Origin of the sequence: Xenorhabdus mauleonii, assembly GCF_900113945.1 — a bacterium.
Taxonomy (GTDB): Bacteria; Pseudomonadota; Gammaproteobacteria; order Enterobacterales; family Enterobacteriaceae; genus Xenorhabdus; species Xenorhabdus mauleonii.
The window spans coordinates 110,281-125,711 of record NZ_FORG01000006.1; the positions used below are offsets into that span (position 1 = coordinate 110,281).

At 46.5% G+C, this 15,431-nt stretch carries 14 protein-coding genes; 7 read left to right on the top strand and 7 right to left on the bottom strand.

The features are described from left to right. The 5 genes from pstC to greB form a co-directional block, all read right to left on the bottom strand. Positions 1-957, bottom strand: coding sequence for a phosphate ABC transporter permease PstC (gene pstC / locus BM100_RS08020; RefSeq protein WP_092509713.1), 957 nt, complete (start codon positions 955-957; stop codon positions 1-3). 82 nt (positions 958-1,039) lie between these two features. Further along, on the bottom strand, positions 1,040-2,080 hold the full coding sequence (gene pstS / locus BM100_RS08025; RefSeq protein WP_092509716.1) for a phosphate ABC transporter substrate-binding protein PstS: 1,041 nt from the start codon (positions 2,078-2,080) through the stop codon (positions 1,040-1,042). A 188-nt stretch (positions 2,081-2,268) separates the two neighbouring features. Beyond that, entirely contained in the window at positions 2,269-3,348 is a 1,080-nt protein-coding gene (locus BM100_RS08030; RefSeq protein ID WP_092509718.1) for an ATP-binding protein, read from the bottom strand. Further along, the gene (ompR, locus tag BM100_RS08035) at positions 3,345-4,064 is read right to left on the bottom strand and encodes an osmolarity response regulator transcription factor OmpR (RefSeq protein ID WP_092509720.1); all 720 of its coding nucleotides are present in this window, start codon (positions 4,062-4,064) and stop codon (positions 3,345-3,347) included. Before ompR ends, BM100_RS08030 begins: the two co-directional genes overlap by 4 nt. A 175-nt stretch (positions 4,065-4,239) precedes the next feature. Beyond that, positions 4,240-4,722, bottom strand: coding sequence for a transcription elongation factor GreB (greB, locus tag BM100_RS08040; protein WP_092509722.1), 483 nt, complete (start codon positions 4,720-4,722; stop codon positions 4,240-4,242). A gap of 263 nt (positions 4,723-4,985) precedes the next feature. On the opposite strand from greB, the gene BM100_RS08045 reads away from it, so the two are divergent. From BM100_RS08045 to BM100_RS08065, 5 genes are all read left to right on the top strand, one after another. Beyond that, positions 4,986-7,334, top strand: coding sequence for a Tex family protein (locus BM100_RS08045; RefSeq protein WP_092509724.1), 2,349 nt, complete (start codon positions 4,986-4,988; stop codon positions 7,332-7,334). A 454-nt stretch (positions 7,335-7,788) separates the two neighbouring features. Further along, on the top strand, positions 7,789-8,313 hold the full coding sequence (locus BM100_RS08050) for a pyridoxamine 5'-phosphate oxidase family protein (protein ID WP_092509726.1): 525 nt from the start codon (positions 7,789-7,791) through the stop codon (positions 8,311-8,313). Positions 8,314-8,729: 416 nt separating this feature from the next. Beyond that, positions 8,730-8,957 carry a ferrous iron transporter A gene (feoA, locus tag BM100_RS08055; RefSeq protein ID WP_092509728.1) on the top strand — a complete coding sequence of 76 codons (228 nt, stop codon included), beginning with the start codon at positions 8,730-8,732 and terminating at the stop codon, positions 8,955-8,957. Between the two features lie 162 nt (positions 8,958-9,119). Continuing rightward, the gene (gene feoB / locus BM100_RS08060) at positions 9,120-11,444 is read left to right on the top strand and encodes a Fe(2+) transporter permease subunit FeoB (RefSeq protein WP_092509992.1); all 2,325 of its coding nucleotides are present in this window, start codon (positions 9,120-9,122) and stop codon (positions 11,442-11,444) included. Positions 11,445-11,459: 15 nt separating this feature from the next. Continuing rightward, positions 11,460-11,699, top strand: coding sequence for a FeoC-like transcriptional regulator (locus tag BM100_RS08065; protein ID WP_092509730.1), 240 nt, complete (start codon positions 11,460-11,462; stop codon positions 11,697-11,699). A 108-nt stretch (positions 11,700-11,807) separates the two neighbouring features. On the opposite strand, the gene BM100_RS08070 is transcribed toward BM100_RS08065, so the two are convergent. Next, positions 11,808-12,983 carry an MFS transporter gene (locus tag BM100_RS08070; RefSeq protein ID WP_092509994.1) on the bottom strand — a complete coding sequence of 392 codons (1,176 nt, stop codon included), beginning with the start codon at positions 12,981-12,983 and terminating at the stop codon, positions 11,808-11,810. 212 nt (positions 12,984-13,195) lie between these two features. On the opposite strand from BM100_RS08070, the gene BM100_RS08075 reads away from it, so the two are divergent. After that, a complete protein-coding gene (locus tag BM100_RS08075) occupies positions 13,196-13,639 on the top strand; it encodes an OsmC family protein (protein ID WP_092509732.1) in 444 nt (147 codons plus the stop codon). A 241-nt stretch (positions 13,640-13,880) separates the two neighbouring features. Here BM100_RS08075 and bioH read toward each other — a convergent pair whose 3' ends face one another. Continuing rightward, positions 13,881-14,654, bottom strand: coding sequence for a pimeloyl-ACP methyl ester esterase BioH (gene bioH / locus BM100_RS08080; protein ID WP_092509734.1), 774 nt, complete (start codon positions 14,652-14,654; stop codon positions 13,881-13,883). Between the two features lie 37 nt (positions 14,655-14,691). Between bioH and gntX the strand changes: the two genes are divergently transcribed. Beyond that, entirely contained in the window at positions 14,692-15,375 is a 684-nt protein-coding gene (gntX, locus tag BM100_RS08085) for a DNA utilization protein GntX (RefSeq protein WP_092509736.1), read from the top strand. The last annotated feature ends 56 nt before the right edge of the window (positions 15,376-15,431 follow it).

Here is a 15,431-nt window from a genome sequence, read left to right on the forward strand (position 1 = left end):
TCAGCGCCCCTCGTTTTTTGCCAGACGCATAATCATCAGCTTTGATAACGCCAATACAATAAAGGTGATAACAAACAAGACCAGCCCCAGCTCCATCAAGGCCGCGGTATGCAGACCGGATTCAGCTTCGGCAAACTCGTTTGCCAGAGCAGACGTGATGCTGTTTCCCGGCATGTACAGCGACAAGCTGTCAAGTTGATAGGTATTGCCAATGATAAAGGTGACCGCCATTGTTTCTCCCAAGGCACGGCCAAGCCCCAGCATCACGCCGCCAATGACACCATTTTTGGTGTAAGGCAGGACGGTATGCCAAATGACTTCCCAAGTTGTACAGCCGATTCCATAGGCAGATTCTTTCATCATGACGGGAGTTTGTTCGAATACATCACGCATGACAGAAGCAATGTACGGAATAATCATGATGGCAAGGATGACTCCTGCCGCCAGAATGCCGATACCAAAGGCCGGGCCAGAAAACAGTTCACCCACGATGGGAATGCTCGACAGCACATCTCCGACGGGTTGTTGGAAATAGGTCGCAAACAGCGGGGCGAAAACAAACAGCCCCCACATGCCATAAACAATACTCGGGATAGCTGCCAGCAGTTCAATTGCCACGCCTAGCGGGCGCTTTAACCAATTCGGAGCCAACTCGGTCAAAAATAGGGCGATGCCAAAACTCACCGGAACGGCAATGATTAAAGCGATTAATGACGTCATCAATGTGCCATAAATCGGTACCAAGGCACCAAACTGCCCGGCCGGTGCATCCCAGTCTTTATTCCACAAGAAAGAAAAACCAAAGGTTTTTATGCTCGGCCAGGAAGCAAAGATCAGAGAAATGATAATGCCTCCAAGCAAGAACAACGTCAGCAACGCGGCCAGTCTGACCAATGCGCTGAAAATGATGTCGCCGTTTTTGCTTGGAGCTTTCAGTGCCGTTTTACGTTCGGCCATACGCTTGATTCTCATTTTGGGTTATTTCCCCCCGTGAAGGGGGGAAGTTTGACAATGATTGATTCAGGGTACAGAAATTTCATCAATATAGCGGTTTGCCACTGCTGTCTTTGATGTTGCTCTTCCATGCTGCACGTACCTGATTGATCACTTCTTTCGGCAGTACTGCATAATCCAGATCTTTCGCCTGTTTTTTACCCTTGTCATACGCCCAATCGAAGAACTTTAAGACTTCAGCGCCATTTGCGGCGTTAGCCTGCTGCTTGTGGATGAGAATGAATGTTGTGGAAGTAATCGGCCATGCATGGCTGCCTTTCTGGTTTGTCAGATCCTGAGCAAAGCTGCGGCTCCAATCCACATCCTTGGCCGCTGCGCTGAAGTTATCGGCCGTAGGCGCTACCACCGTTCCATCTGCGGTCACCAGTTTGGTGTAAGCGAGGTTATTCTGTTTTGCATAGGCATACTCAACATACCCAATTGAGCCGGGCAGACGCTGAACAAAGGCCGCGATGCCATCATTGCCCTTACCGCCCAAGCCGGTTGGCCACTTAACGGTGCTACCCGTGCCAACTTTATCTTTCCAGTCTGCATTGACTTTAGACAGGTAGCTGGTGAAAACGTACGTCGTTCCCGATCCATCTGCACGGCGTACCACGGCAATATTCTGATCCGGCAGTTTTAGCTCAGGATTCAGTTTTGCTATGGCTGGATCATTCCATTTTTTGATATTGCCCAGATAGATGTCACCCAAGGTTTTGCCATCCAGAATCAACTGACCGGATTTAATGCCAGCAATGTTCACTGCCAGAACAATGCCGCCGATTACCGTTGGAAACTGGAACAAGCCATCCGTTGCCAATTTCTCATCCGTCAGTGGTGCATCCGATGCGCCAAAATCAACGGTATTCGCAATAATCTGCTTTACACCACCGGAAGAACCGATGCCCTGATAATTGATTTTGTTACCCGTTTCTTTTTGGTAAGAATCTGCCCACTTGGTATATACCGGCGCGGGAAATGTCGCACCGGCACCCGTCAGGCTGGTAGCAGCAAATGAAGACAGGGATGTCATGGTAACTATGGCTGCCATGATGCTTGTCACGGTGGTACGCATTAGTTTCATACTATTTATCTCTCCTGCTGGCTCCCGCTGGGATACACATCATTAATTGAAAACGCATGTCAGATATCGTTAACAATTTAGTTCTTTAGATTAAAAATCTGGTGCAGAGGGAAAATAGGAGACTTAAATGACAGTAAAATGTATGAATCATGACATTTTTATGACAGTGGGATTTTTTGAGGGGGTGATTATTGACCTGATTGTGTATCCAATGGCAGATAAGCTCGGATAGACAGGCCTCCTTTTATACTTTTATTCACTTCGATATATCCTGCATGGCTGTCGATGATACGGCGGATTATTGCAAGCCCTAATCCAGCGCCACCACTCGTGTTGCCATCATTGTTCGCATCATTGTGCGCATTACGAATTCGCTCCCCTTGCACGAAAGGCCGGAACAAAATGGCCGCTTCTTCTTTTGTCATGCCGACGCCATTATCTTCCACCTGAAACCAACCAAATTTCTCTGTGGTGCCACTACTGATTTGAATCCATCCTTTGCCATAACGCCGGGCGTTAGTAAACATATTGGCAATGACACGTTTAATGGAAAGGGAATTCGCCATGACAAAAATTGGCTGTGCAGACAGGTTTTCTTCAATGCCCGCATGACTGCCTTGCTCTGGGGTTCCGGCAGTTTCTGGTTTTATGACAGTTTCAGATTTAATCACAGCAGCAAGCAGCTCATTGAGTTCACAGCGGCTCTTTGGCATATCCTGTCCTGCCCGCTGATAATCGATGAACTGATCAATAATGGCGCTGCACTCCTCAATATCCTGATAAATGGACTCCGTGAGGAATTCATCTTTTCCCTCCATCATCTCCATTGCCAGCCTAATCCGGGTCAACGGGGTACGCAAATCATGGCTGACACCAGCCAGCAATACTGCCTGAGTGCTTTCTTGTGATGCCAATCTGCCCGACAATTGGTTCACCGCCTGCCTAACCGAGCGTACAGCCGGCATCCCTGTTGCCGACAGTGACTTGACCTGTTTTTTTTCTCCCATCTCCATGATGGTTTTTTGGATGGATTTTAAGGCGCGTTTCTGAATATGGAGATATCGCCAAAAAGCTGCGCATACAGATAGCGCAGCCACAAAGACACTCATAAAGAGATAGGGAAACACCGTGCTGAATGGCAGTTTTTCTATGTTTACCAGCAATTGGGCAAAAGGATAGCTAATAATCAAACTGCCCAAAAACAGTGCCAACACCGAATACAGAACAGCGGAAAGCCGGGGACGTGGCGAAATCCGCTGCTTTCTCATATTTTGTTTCCATCGGGTATAAAGACGTAACCCAAGCCCCAAACGGTCTGAATATAGCGGGGATGAGCCGGATCTTCTTCAATCATGCGACGAAGGCGGGAAACCTGCACATCGATGGAGCGTTCCATTGCGCCATACTCTCGCCCCCGCGCCAAACTCATTAGCTTATCCCGGGACAATGGCTCACGCGGATGGGAAACCAGCGCTTTCAGAACAGAAAACTCCCCGCTGGTTAAAGCCAATAGCTCATTTTGATGGAACATTTCGCGTGTCCCAAGATCAAGTTTAAAGTTACCGAACTTGACCACGGCATCACTCGGTGTTGGTGTTCTCGGCGATTCATGGGCATGGCGACGCAACACAGCACGCATGCGTGCCAGTAATTCACGTGGATTAAAGGGCTTGGCAATATAATCATCAGCCCCGATTTCAAGGCCAACAATCCGATCAACTTCTTCTCCTTTCGCAGATATCATAATGATCGGTATCGAGCTATTCTGGCTTCTCAGCCTCCGGCAAATAGACAGTCCATCTTCACCTGGCAACATGAGATCCAGAACAATCAATTGAATCGACTCTCTGGTTAACAAGCGATCCATTTGTTCCGCATTTGCTGCACTACGAACTTGAAAACCCTGCTCCGATAAATAGCGCTCCAACAACGCTCTCAAACGCATATCATCATCAACAACAAGGATCTTATAACTCTCTTGCATGTTTCAGCTCCCAAGATGCTCCATGCCTGCAATTTCCATGACTCTTATAGAAAACCCATTACGCAATAGAAACCAACCATATGTATTTTAAGGCCATTAACTGCATTAGCAATAATTGCTTATGTATTGGTTTTCTATCCTTGTTTTCCTATTTATATCGCTCAATCATCTTGACTTATGCTAAAGGCTTATAATCAATTTCCAGAATCCAGTAAATTGCCATACCACTTGGGGTCATAACGGTGATTTCATCATCAACCTGCTTGCCAAGTAATGCCCTTGCGACCGGAGAATCAATGGAGATCCACTTTTTAGCCGGCTCGAATTCATCTGGCCCTACCAAACGAAAAATAAGCGCTTCACCATTTTCGTTTTCAACTTTTACCCATGCCCCGAAAAAAACCCGCCCTTCTTGCCGAGGATCAGGATCAACAATTTTCAGCACATCCAACCGCTTAGATAAAAATCGAACACGACGGTCAATTTCTCTTAACCTTTTTTTGCCATAAATGTATTCGGCATTTTCCGAACGGTCTCCCAGTGCCGCTGCATCTGAAACAGCCTGAGTGACTTGGGGTCGTTCAACTTTCCAAAGATATTTCAGTTCCTTATCAAGTTCGAGCCAACCTTCTCGGGTGATGTAGTTACTTTTGGCCATGAAAAAACTCACATGAGAAAAGATGATTAATAGCGAAATACTATATCTCAACCCAATCTCAACCCGGAAGATGTGCGATAAATTCTGTCGCATATACGTCAAATATCGCACTAAACTGGAAATTATCGCGCTCAGCACGTATAAATGGAGCCAGTTTGAACCACGCCGGTAGTATTTCAGGTGAAATCCCGAATCCTATCCAGCTCTGCCTGACAATATCTGAGGGTATTAACAGGCGTTAAGAAATTTGAAGAAAACAGACCATGAATGAATCCTTAAGTCAAATCATTGCCGGTGAGCTACAGGCTCAGCCACAGCAAGTCCAAGCCGCCATTACTCTAATTGATGAGGGAAATACGGTTCCCTTTATCGCTCGTTACCGTAAAGAGGTCACCGGTGGTCTGGATGATACACAGCTCCGCCTGCTCGAAAGCCGTCTAGGTTACCTGCGTGAGCTATCTTCCCGCCGTCAGACTATTCTTAAATCGATCGAAGAACAGGGTAAGTTGACAGTTGAGCTTGAAAACGCGATCAACGCCACCTCGAGCAAAACTGAACTGGAAGACCTGTACCTCCCCTATAAACCTAAACGCCGCACCCGTGGGCAGACTGCAATTGAAGCAGGTCTGGAGCCGCTGGCTGATTTGCTGTGGCAAGACCCGCAACAAGAGCCGGAATTGGCTGCGGCTGCCTATGTGGATGCTGACAAAGGTGTTGCCGATACCAAAGCAGCGTTGGATGGCGCCCGCTATATCCTGATGGAGCGCTTTGCTGAAGATGCGGCTTTGTTGGCAAAAGTACGCGAATACCTGTGGAAAAATGCGCACTTGGTTGCCAAAGTTGTCGAAGGCAAAGAAGAAGAAGGAACAAAATTCAGTGATTATTTTGATCACCACGAAGCCGTCGCTTCTGTTCCCTCCCACCGTGCCCTGGCCATGTTCCGCGGGCGCAATGAAGGTATTTTGCAACTGTCCTTGAATGCAGACCCGCAATTTGAGGAAGCACCGAAAGAAAGTTACTGTGAGCAACTGATTGCCGAGCACTTGGATCTGCGTCTGAACAACGCACCGGCTGACAGCTGGCGCAAGGCGGTAGTGAGCTGGACATGGCGCATCAAGGTGCTGTTGCATCTGGAAACCGAACTGATGGGCACCCTGCGCGAAAAAGCCGAAGAGGAAGCCATCAACGTATTCGCCCGTAACCTGCACGATCTGATGATGGCTGCACCTGCGGGCATGCGTGCAACTATGGGCCTGGATCCGGGCTTGCGTACCGGTGTAAAAGTAGCTGTTGTTGATTCAACCGGAAAACTGATCGCGACCGACACCATCTACCCACACACCGGACAGGAAAACAAAGCCGCCGCCAGCGTTGCAGCCCTGTGTACCAAACATCAAGTGGAGCTGGTTGCGATTGGCAATGGTACTGCCTCCCGTGAAACAGAGCGTTTCTTTGCCAATGTCCAGAAACAGTACCCTGACGTCACCGCCCAGAAAGTGGTGGTCAGCGAAGCCGGCGCATCGGTTTATTCCGCTTCTGAACTGGCAGCACAGGAATTCCCTGATCTGGATGTTTCCCTGCGCGGTGCCGTTTCCATTGCCCGCCGTCTGCAAGATCCACTGGCAGAGCTGGTGAAAATCGACCCTAAATCCATCGGGGTTGGCCAATACCAACACGATGTCAGCCAAACCCTGCTGGCGAAAAAACTGGATAACGTGGTTGAGGACTGTGTAAACGGCGTCGGTGTTGACCTGAACACAGCATCGGTCGCTTTGCTGACCCGCGTTGCCGGCCTGAGCCGCACTGTTGCCCAAAATATCGTTAACTGGCGTGATGAAAACGGTCGTTTCGATAACCGTGATCAATTGCTGAAAGTCAGCCGCCTGGGGCCGAAAGCCTTCCTGCAATGTGCAGGCTTTCTGCGTATCAATCAGGGTGGCAACCCTCTGGATTCTTCAACTGTTCACCCAGAAGCCTATCCAGTGGTTGAGAAAATCTTGCTGACCACCAAACAGACATTATCTGAGTTGATGGGGAACTCTGCCAACTTGCGTAATTTGCACGCCCAAGATTTCATAACTGAGAAATTTGGTATCCCGACCGTTACCGATATTTTGAAAGAGCTGGAGAAACCCGGCCGCGATCCACGCCCTGAATTCAAGACCGCGACATTTGCCGACGGCGTTGAAACCATGAACGATCTGCAAGCGGGCATGATTTTGGAAGGCACTGTAACCAACGTAACCAACTTTGGTGCATTCGTTGATATCGGTGTTCATCAGGATGGTTTGGTGCATATTTCTTCTCTGTCCGATCGCTTTGTGGAAGATCCGCATACTGTGGTTAAGACAGGCGATATCGTGAAAGTGAAAGTCATGGATGTTGACCTGAACCGCAAGCGCATTGCATTGACCATGCGCCTTGATGAAAAACCCGGCGAAACGTCAGTGCGTCGTGGCCCACAAGGTGGCAACCGTCAGGAGCAACGCACCGGAAATGATCGCAACGGCAATGGCAAAAACCGCCATGCATCCCGTTCATCAGGTTCCTCGCCTTTTGCTAACAGCGCGATGAGTGATGCGTTAGCTGCTGCATTCGGCAAGAAACGTTAATCTTAGGCACCTTGCCCATTTCGATTTAAAAGCGAAATATAACAGGGTCAATTTTTATTACTTACGATAAAATTGACCCTGAATATTGTGAATATCGTTCTAATTTCAATATATTGTTTAAGTAAATCACTTTTTCATTTATTTATTATCATGAATGAAAAACAATTAATTTGGTAAAAACACTCTAACTTATTATAATTAATAACTTAAATTTTATGGAATTTATCATATTTATTTATAACATGATAAATTTAAATAGATTGTAATGCTGCCCATTTCTTTTAATCCTCCGTATAATTCGCCTTGCAATAAACCTCATAATAATGAGACTTTATTGTATAAATAAAAAATATAATCAGCTTAAAACCAATATGTTCTCTATCTTATTGATTTCGATATGCACCTCGAAAAATGTGGGATATAGAGGATAAATTCACACTGTAGAGGAAACACGATGAACAAATACGTCCAAAGCAGTTTTGATTTACTCAGCAATATCCGTTTTTTCAGTCTTTCCACTCATGATCCAGATGCAGATTCTGTCTGGTCATCAACGATGTTTTATATTCCCCAATATAATCCATTGACACTTATTTGGTACTCAAAGCAAAAGACACGGCACTCACGAGAGTTGCATATCAATCCCCGTGTCAGCGGTACTATCTACAGCAGCAAATTGCTGCCGGATTCATCGCTGGATCTGGCCGGTTCCCAATTCGTCGGCTATGCCCGCCAAGTTCCTGATGATCGGTTACAAGAAACTTACGATTACTTTTTCCTGAAAACCTATCCTGATGCAAATATCAGAAAGAAAAAGTCTCGCCCTATCAGTGATTATCAAGGCAATGCAGAGCGCCGTTTCTATGAATTGGAAATTCAATCATGGTGGGTATACGATTCTGATGCCTGGAGCCAACATCAAGACGATGATCGTGTGCAGGTTCCCCTGAGTGAATTACGCTATCCCCCTAAAGATTAATGTATGGCAATAAATAATCATTTAAAAAACTGATATAAAAGTAAAAATCAACAAGCCTTGGTTATTATTCAGGGCTTGTTTTTATTGTTTTTGAAAAAAATGGTTCTTAGAAATGATAACCCGCATCAATATCCCCACTTTCAGTGCTTCATTTTTTTATCAATAAAAGGAATTTTCTGAAAATACTCTACAGTTATATTAATCATTTCTTTTTCAAAGAAAGTAACATTAATTTGATTAATATCAATTTGTTTCGAGCAAATTCAGGGATAAATAACCCATGATGCAATTGAATATTATTCTCATTAGCAATCATATCTCAGATATGTTAGCGTAATTAACACTTGTTAATTCCCCTTTATATAGGATAATAATTCTTATAATCACTTATATTTCCAATTTGAACGGAAGGTTATATGGTACTCACTCCGGAATGCAGGTATAAAATATTAGGATATTCTCCTGATATTACCCCAGCTTACCGCCAAAAGTTATTGTCTTTTGGCATGTTGCCTAATGCTACATTTCAGGTTATTCGCATCGCACCATTCGGCGATCCAGTACAAATAGAGGTACTCAGAGTTAATCTCAGTCTTCGTAAAAGCGAGTTGGAATGTCTCATATTGGATGAAGCGCTGGATTAACGACGCCCAGCAAAAATGAAAATATAGTTTAGAGTCAATATTATTCAGAGATAATTATGGTTCAGGGCAAATGCAAATAGACATATCGCTCAATGCAACCATCACTTACTCACTTCATATAACAGGGTACGACAGTATCACTTCCTGATTGGCAGAAGTATGATGAAACAATTAACCATAGGCCTGCTCGGCAATCCAAATGCCGGCAAAACAACGCTCTTTAACCAGCTTACCGGCTCCCGACAACGTGTGGGGAATTGGGCTGGTGTTACAGTAGAACGCAAAACAGGCTACTTTGCCACCCATGACCATCAGGTTGAGCTTGTCGACCTACCTGGCACCTATTCTCTCACGACCATTTCAGAGCAAACCTCCATTGATGAGCAAATTGCCTGCCACTATATTCTCAGTGGTGAAGCCGATATGTTGATCAATGTCGTTGATGCTTCGAATTTGGAACGCAATCTTTATCTTTCGCTGCAACTGATTGAATTGGGAGTACCCTGCATTATTGCGCTGAACATGCTGGATATCGCCCAAAACCAAAATATCAACATTGACGTTGCCGCTCTGGAGCAACGCCTGGGTTGCCCGGTTATTCCGCTGGTTTCCACCCGGGCGACGGGAATCGATGCCCTGAAAAAAGTCATCGATAACTATCCGCAGAAATATGCCCAAGCGCCAACCCCAAAACAGATAGCATATCCAGATGCGTTATTGCAGGAAGTTGACCTCCTTTCCAGCCAGATCCCAGAAAAATTCCCTTTACAGCAGCGCCGCTGGCTGACTTTGCAAACGCTGGAAGGCGATATTTATAGCCGTGAAATTTCCGGGCTGACTCAGGCACAATTGGAAGAAAGCAAAGTTCGTCTGCAACAACAGCAAATTGAAGAGCCAGACCTGATTATTGCCAGCGCACGCTATCAAGCCATCAATGGCATTTGTCAGGTGGTCATTGATACCCGAACAGCGACTCCCAACAAACTGACCCAAGCGCTGGACAGCGTTATCCTGAACCGCTGGCTGGGCATTCCGATTTTCCTGTTTGTCATGTATCTGATGTTTGTGCTGGCCATCAATATTGGCGGAGCGTTACAGCCTATTTTCGATGGCGCTTCTTCTGCCATTTTCATTGATGGAATGCAGTGGCTGGGCTATACGCTCCATTTCCCCAATTGGCTCACGGTGTTCCTTGCCCAAGGCATCGGCGGCGGGATCAACACCATGCTGCCACTGGTTCCGCAAATTGGCATGATGTATCTGTTCCTCTCTTTCCTTGAGGATTCAGGCTATATGGCGCGGGCAGCATTTGTCATGGACAGGCTGATGCAGGCAATAGGGCTGCCGGGCAAGTCTTTCGTGCCCCTGATTGTCGGTTTTGGCTGTAACGTACCTGCCGTGATGGGCGCCAGAACACTGGATGCCCCCCGCGAGCGGCTGATTACTATTATGATGGCGCCGTTTATGTCCTGTGGGGCAAGGCTGGCAATATTCGCCGTCTTCGCTGCGGCCTTCTTTGGCAAAAGCGGCGCAAGCCTCGTTTTCTCCCTATACATTCTGGGGATTGTCGTGGCTATTCTCACGGGCCTGCTGCTCAAATACACCCTGATGCGTGGTGAAGCATCCCCATTTATCATGGAATTGCCGGTTTACCACGTTCCCCACGCCAAGACCCTGATGCTCCAGACATGGCAACGGTTGAAGGGATTCGTCATACGTGCAGGTAAAGTTATCGTCGCAGCGAGTATGTTCATTGGCGCCCTAAATAGTTTCTCCTTTTCGGGGAAAACCGTGGACAACATCAATGAATCTGCGCTGGCTTCCGCCAGTAAGGTCATCACACCCATACTGCAACCCATTGGCGTCCATCCCGATAACTGGCAAGCGACGGTCGGTCTGGTAACCGGTGCGATGGCAAAAGAAGTTGTCGTTGGAACCCTGAACACCCTGTATACCGCAGAAAACATCACTAAACAGCCGTTTAATCCAGATGAGTTCGATTTACTGGGCCAGTTGAAAGATTCCGTTGAGGAAACTTGGGATAGCCTGAAAGAAACCTTTACCTTGAGCGCACTTTCCAATCCGATTGAGGCCAGCAAAGGTGATGGGGATATGGATCACGGGACAATGGGCACCATGAGCGCCAAATTTGGCTCTGCCATTTCTGCTTACAGTTATTTGATTTTTGTGTTGCTGTACGTTCCCTGTGTCTCCGTCATGGGCGCCATCGCCCGTGAAACCAGCCGTGGCTGGATGACTTTCTCCATTCTGTGGGGCTTGAACGTTGCTTATTCACTGTCGGCACTGTTTTACCAGATAACGATGTTTTCTGCCCATCCAGAAAAAAGCCTGATCACTATCTTGGCGGTAGTGATGTTTAACATTCTGATATTTATTGGCTTACGCCGCGCACGCAGCAGAGTCACATTAACGTTCAACAATACTGCTGAACGTAACTGTGCATGTTCAGATAACAGTTGTCACTAGTCGCAGGAGCCATAAATGATTAGCTTGCTGGAAATCAGAGATGCCGTTGCCCTCAATGGGCGCACTGATGCGAGATCACTGAGCCATCAGTTTTCATCACCGCTGCCGATGGTGGAGGCCATGCTCAAGCAGCTTGTCATGATGGGTAAACTGGAGGAAATAGATGCTTCCTCCTGCCTCAGCGGGGGCTGCAAGCAATGCCCGGAAACGCAGAGATGCGACACTAAAGCGTATCAATTGGCTGCCAAAAATTGAGATATCGCGCCTGCTTTATTGCGTGCAATTAAAGCAGGCGCTCAACCTTTTTAACGCATTCGCCACGTTTTCCCCTGCCTCTCCCCCGAATTCATTGCATCAGCCGACTCAATGCCTGATGGGCTGACGCAGTGAATGCAGTACACAAAGCATCACACCTAGCGCAAGACAGAGCATTAAAAACGTCGTCATCCAAGGATACTGGATTGGCAACATACTTGCGGCAATACCGATCACGGCCGCCATCACTTGATGAAGAAAACCACACAAAGCAACTGCGTAACCACCCCCGATGGGCGATTTTTCAATCGACATTGACATACTGACAGGGTAAATAATCGCCTGCCCGATAAGGGCGACGCAGTACGGCAACCAGAACAGCAATGCAAGATAGAAAATCCCGCCCAATAGCATGACAGAACAGCCAAACAGCAGTATTCCCAACCCCATCATTATGATCAATTCACGGCCTTTCCTGACAACATAGCGGTTAACGATAAACGCCCCCAAAAAATAGGTCATGCTGATAGGCCACCCCAACAAACCGTATTCATATGCGTTCCATTGCAGGTGTGTTTGGAAGATAAACGGCGCATTAGTGTTAAAGGTAACGACGATGCCATATCCCAATGCCCCCGCCAGAGCAGGCAAGAGAAATGGCTTATAGCGCAAGATGGTGATGTAAGTCTGCTTAAAAGAAAGAGAGGAAGGCGTTAGCTGAATGGCCGGAAATTTTATCAGGAGGAATGACGCAAACAATGCAAGTGTGGTGAAAGTCAGACTGAAAAAGATGGCCTGCCAGCCCCAGAACTTGGTCACCAGGGCACCTAGAAATTGCCCTATTCCCACGGAAACCACAAATGAAAACGAGATCCAGGAAAGGCTTTTCGCTAGCCGATCACCACTAAAATAATCTTTGATTAAGATACGGGAAAGAACGGTCATTCCTCCCGCTCCCATTCCCTGCAAGAAACGGAGAAAGATGAATACCTCGGTATTGCTGGCTATCGCGATGGCAAAGCTGCACAAGGAATAAAAGAGAATGGCAATTGAGAGCACCTTTTTTCTGCCATATTTTTCGCTTACCCCTCCCCAAATAAGCATCAATACCGCCATACCAATTAAAAATGCGGGAAAAGATAATGCAATATCTTGTTGCGAGGCCGATAATTTTTCTGCTATCAGCGGCAATGCAGGCAAATACATTGAATTACCTAATTGCGCTAAAAAAACCGTGATGAAAGCGATAAATATTATAAATTCTTTTTTTATTTTAATTTCCATACAAAATGCCTTATTAGCAATGAACGGTCCATTTTTCATTTGAATCATCCAATGAAAACAGCAGGATAAAAAAAATACCTCATTCAATATTAAACAATAAATAACGCTGGTGAAGAATAAATTCATTCACATTGGCGTAATTGAAAAGTAAACAGCATTTTCTTATTATCTTGCATGCTGTTTTTCAATATTAATGACCAGAGGATAATTCCATGCCTAAAGAGTTATTTACTGCAACAATTGAATCAGTTGGTCGTCTCAAAATGAAATGTTCATCACGGGATTTTACTTTCCATATTGATGAACCCAAAAATCTGGGGGGAACAGATGAGGCCATGAACCCCGTGGAGGCGTTGCTTTCAGCTTTCGGCGCCTGCCAGTGTATCGTGGCAAAGAGTTATGCCCGTAAGCATAAAATCAATTTAATCGATATTCAGGTTAAAATGGAAGGTGAATTGGATACCGATGGTTTCACCGGCAGAAATAAAGACGCCAAAATGGGGTTTTCCAAAATAACCTCCAAGTTTTATATCAAGGCAGATAATACCGAGCAGGAAATCCACGATTTCATTGACTTTGTTGAGAGTAATTGCCCTGTTCTCGATACCATCGTCAATACGCCGGAAATCGTCACCGAAATTTATCCAATAAAATAATCCCATTAATCACATCCAATAGATTTCAAGTTGTATCGCGGCGGCAAGGGAACGAATTTGCCCAGCCAAAAACTGACCTCCGGTGAGAGGCAGGAGCCTCTCAATCATCCCCGGAAGCATAAAAAAGTGACCGGGGTGAATGGGCGCACCCAATGAAGCCAATTAAAGAGGCAACTTGAAAGACAAAGGGGATACCCATAATTTTTTAATGTTATGGGTAATTTTTAGGTGTAAATAATTTTTATCCGATATTGGACGTGAAATTTATTAACACTTCGGCAAATTCATCCGGATGGGAAAGAAAAGGCGCATGGGCTGCATGACGCATAATAACGGAATGGGTATGCGGCCACTCTTGTTCTAGTTGCTCCGCGATCTTGCGCGGCACAAGGCCATCAAGATAACCATAAATGCGCAGGAAAGGTAATCGAAGCAGGGCAAGCTCCTCCCTTAAATCATCAGTGCGCAATATTTCTAAGCCCGCATTCAGTACCTCAACCGTCGGCATTGCCTGATCCAATATCACGGACTTCAGTAAACGGGCATCCTGGTGGGCACTCTCTGTTCCCAATGTCTGCAATGCCAGAAAACGTTCGACTGTCTTCTGAAAATCAGTACTCAATTGTTGCTCAAATGCACTCAAAACTTCAGGCTTAATACCCGGCCAACTGCTGTCAGCACTGAATTTCGGTGAAGATGCAACCGTGATCAAACCTGAAACGTGTTCCGGATGATCCAACGCAATCCGGCTGGCAACTAGCCCGCCCAAAGACCACCCTAGCCACAACGCTTTTTCCGGCGCTTGCTGCCACACCGCTTCCGCCATTTCCCCCAATGACATGGCCGGATACGGCTGGCTACGCCCATATCCGGGCAAGTCCACCAGATGCAAGCGAAAATGCGGAGCCAATCGCGTTTCCACTGAACGCCAGACTTCTGCATTCAATCCCCAGCCGTGCAGCATCACAAGGTCGCGAGGCGCATCACCGATTGTCTGCCAAAACAATTGATTCATTGTTATTCTCACCTTATTTCTCACCAAGGAAGGGACTATGCTAACAATGGTTGGATACTGTTGGCTATGCCATCAAAATTTGTATTTTGCCTATCATGGAATATGCAGCACCTGCCACCGGAAATTTAAACGGCTGCAAGCCGTCTGTCCCCGCTGCGCACTGCCTGCCGAAACCCGTGACATTGCCTGTGGCCGCTGTCTGAAGCATCCTCCTCCGTGGCAGCACTTAATTGCCATTACAGATTACGCTCCGCCGTTAAGTCAGCTTATCCAGCGCTACAAGGATCACAACACACCGCAACTCGCGCCAATACTGGCCCGTCAGTTCCTGTTGCATTGGTTGCAGGGATATCGTGAAGGTCGCTGGTTCAAGCCGGAATGCATTGTGGCCATTCCCCTGCACAGAAAAAAACGCTGGCAACGGGGCTTCGACCAAATTGAGCTAATGGCCCATACCCTGTCGCGTTGGCTGCAATGCCCATATCACCCCAATATTTTGCAACGTTCACGTGCTACACTCACACAACGGAGCCTATCTGCCGCCCAAAGGAAAAACAATCTTAAGTATGCTTTTCAATTGCAAGGTGATTTTACCAATCAGCATGTCGCGATTTTCGATGATGTGATCACCACAGGCACCACACTGCATGAGGCATCACAATTATTAATTCGTGCTGGTACCCGCTCTGTACAGGCTTGGGCAATATGCCGCACCTTGTAGTTCCTTTATAAATGGGCGTATTATAACCAACTAGAACAGTCAACTATTGAGCAAAT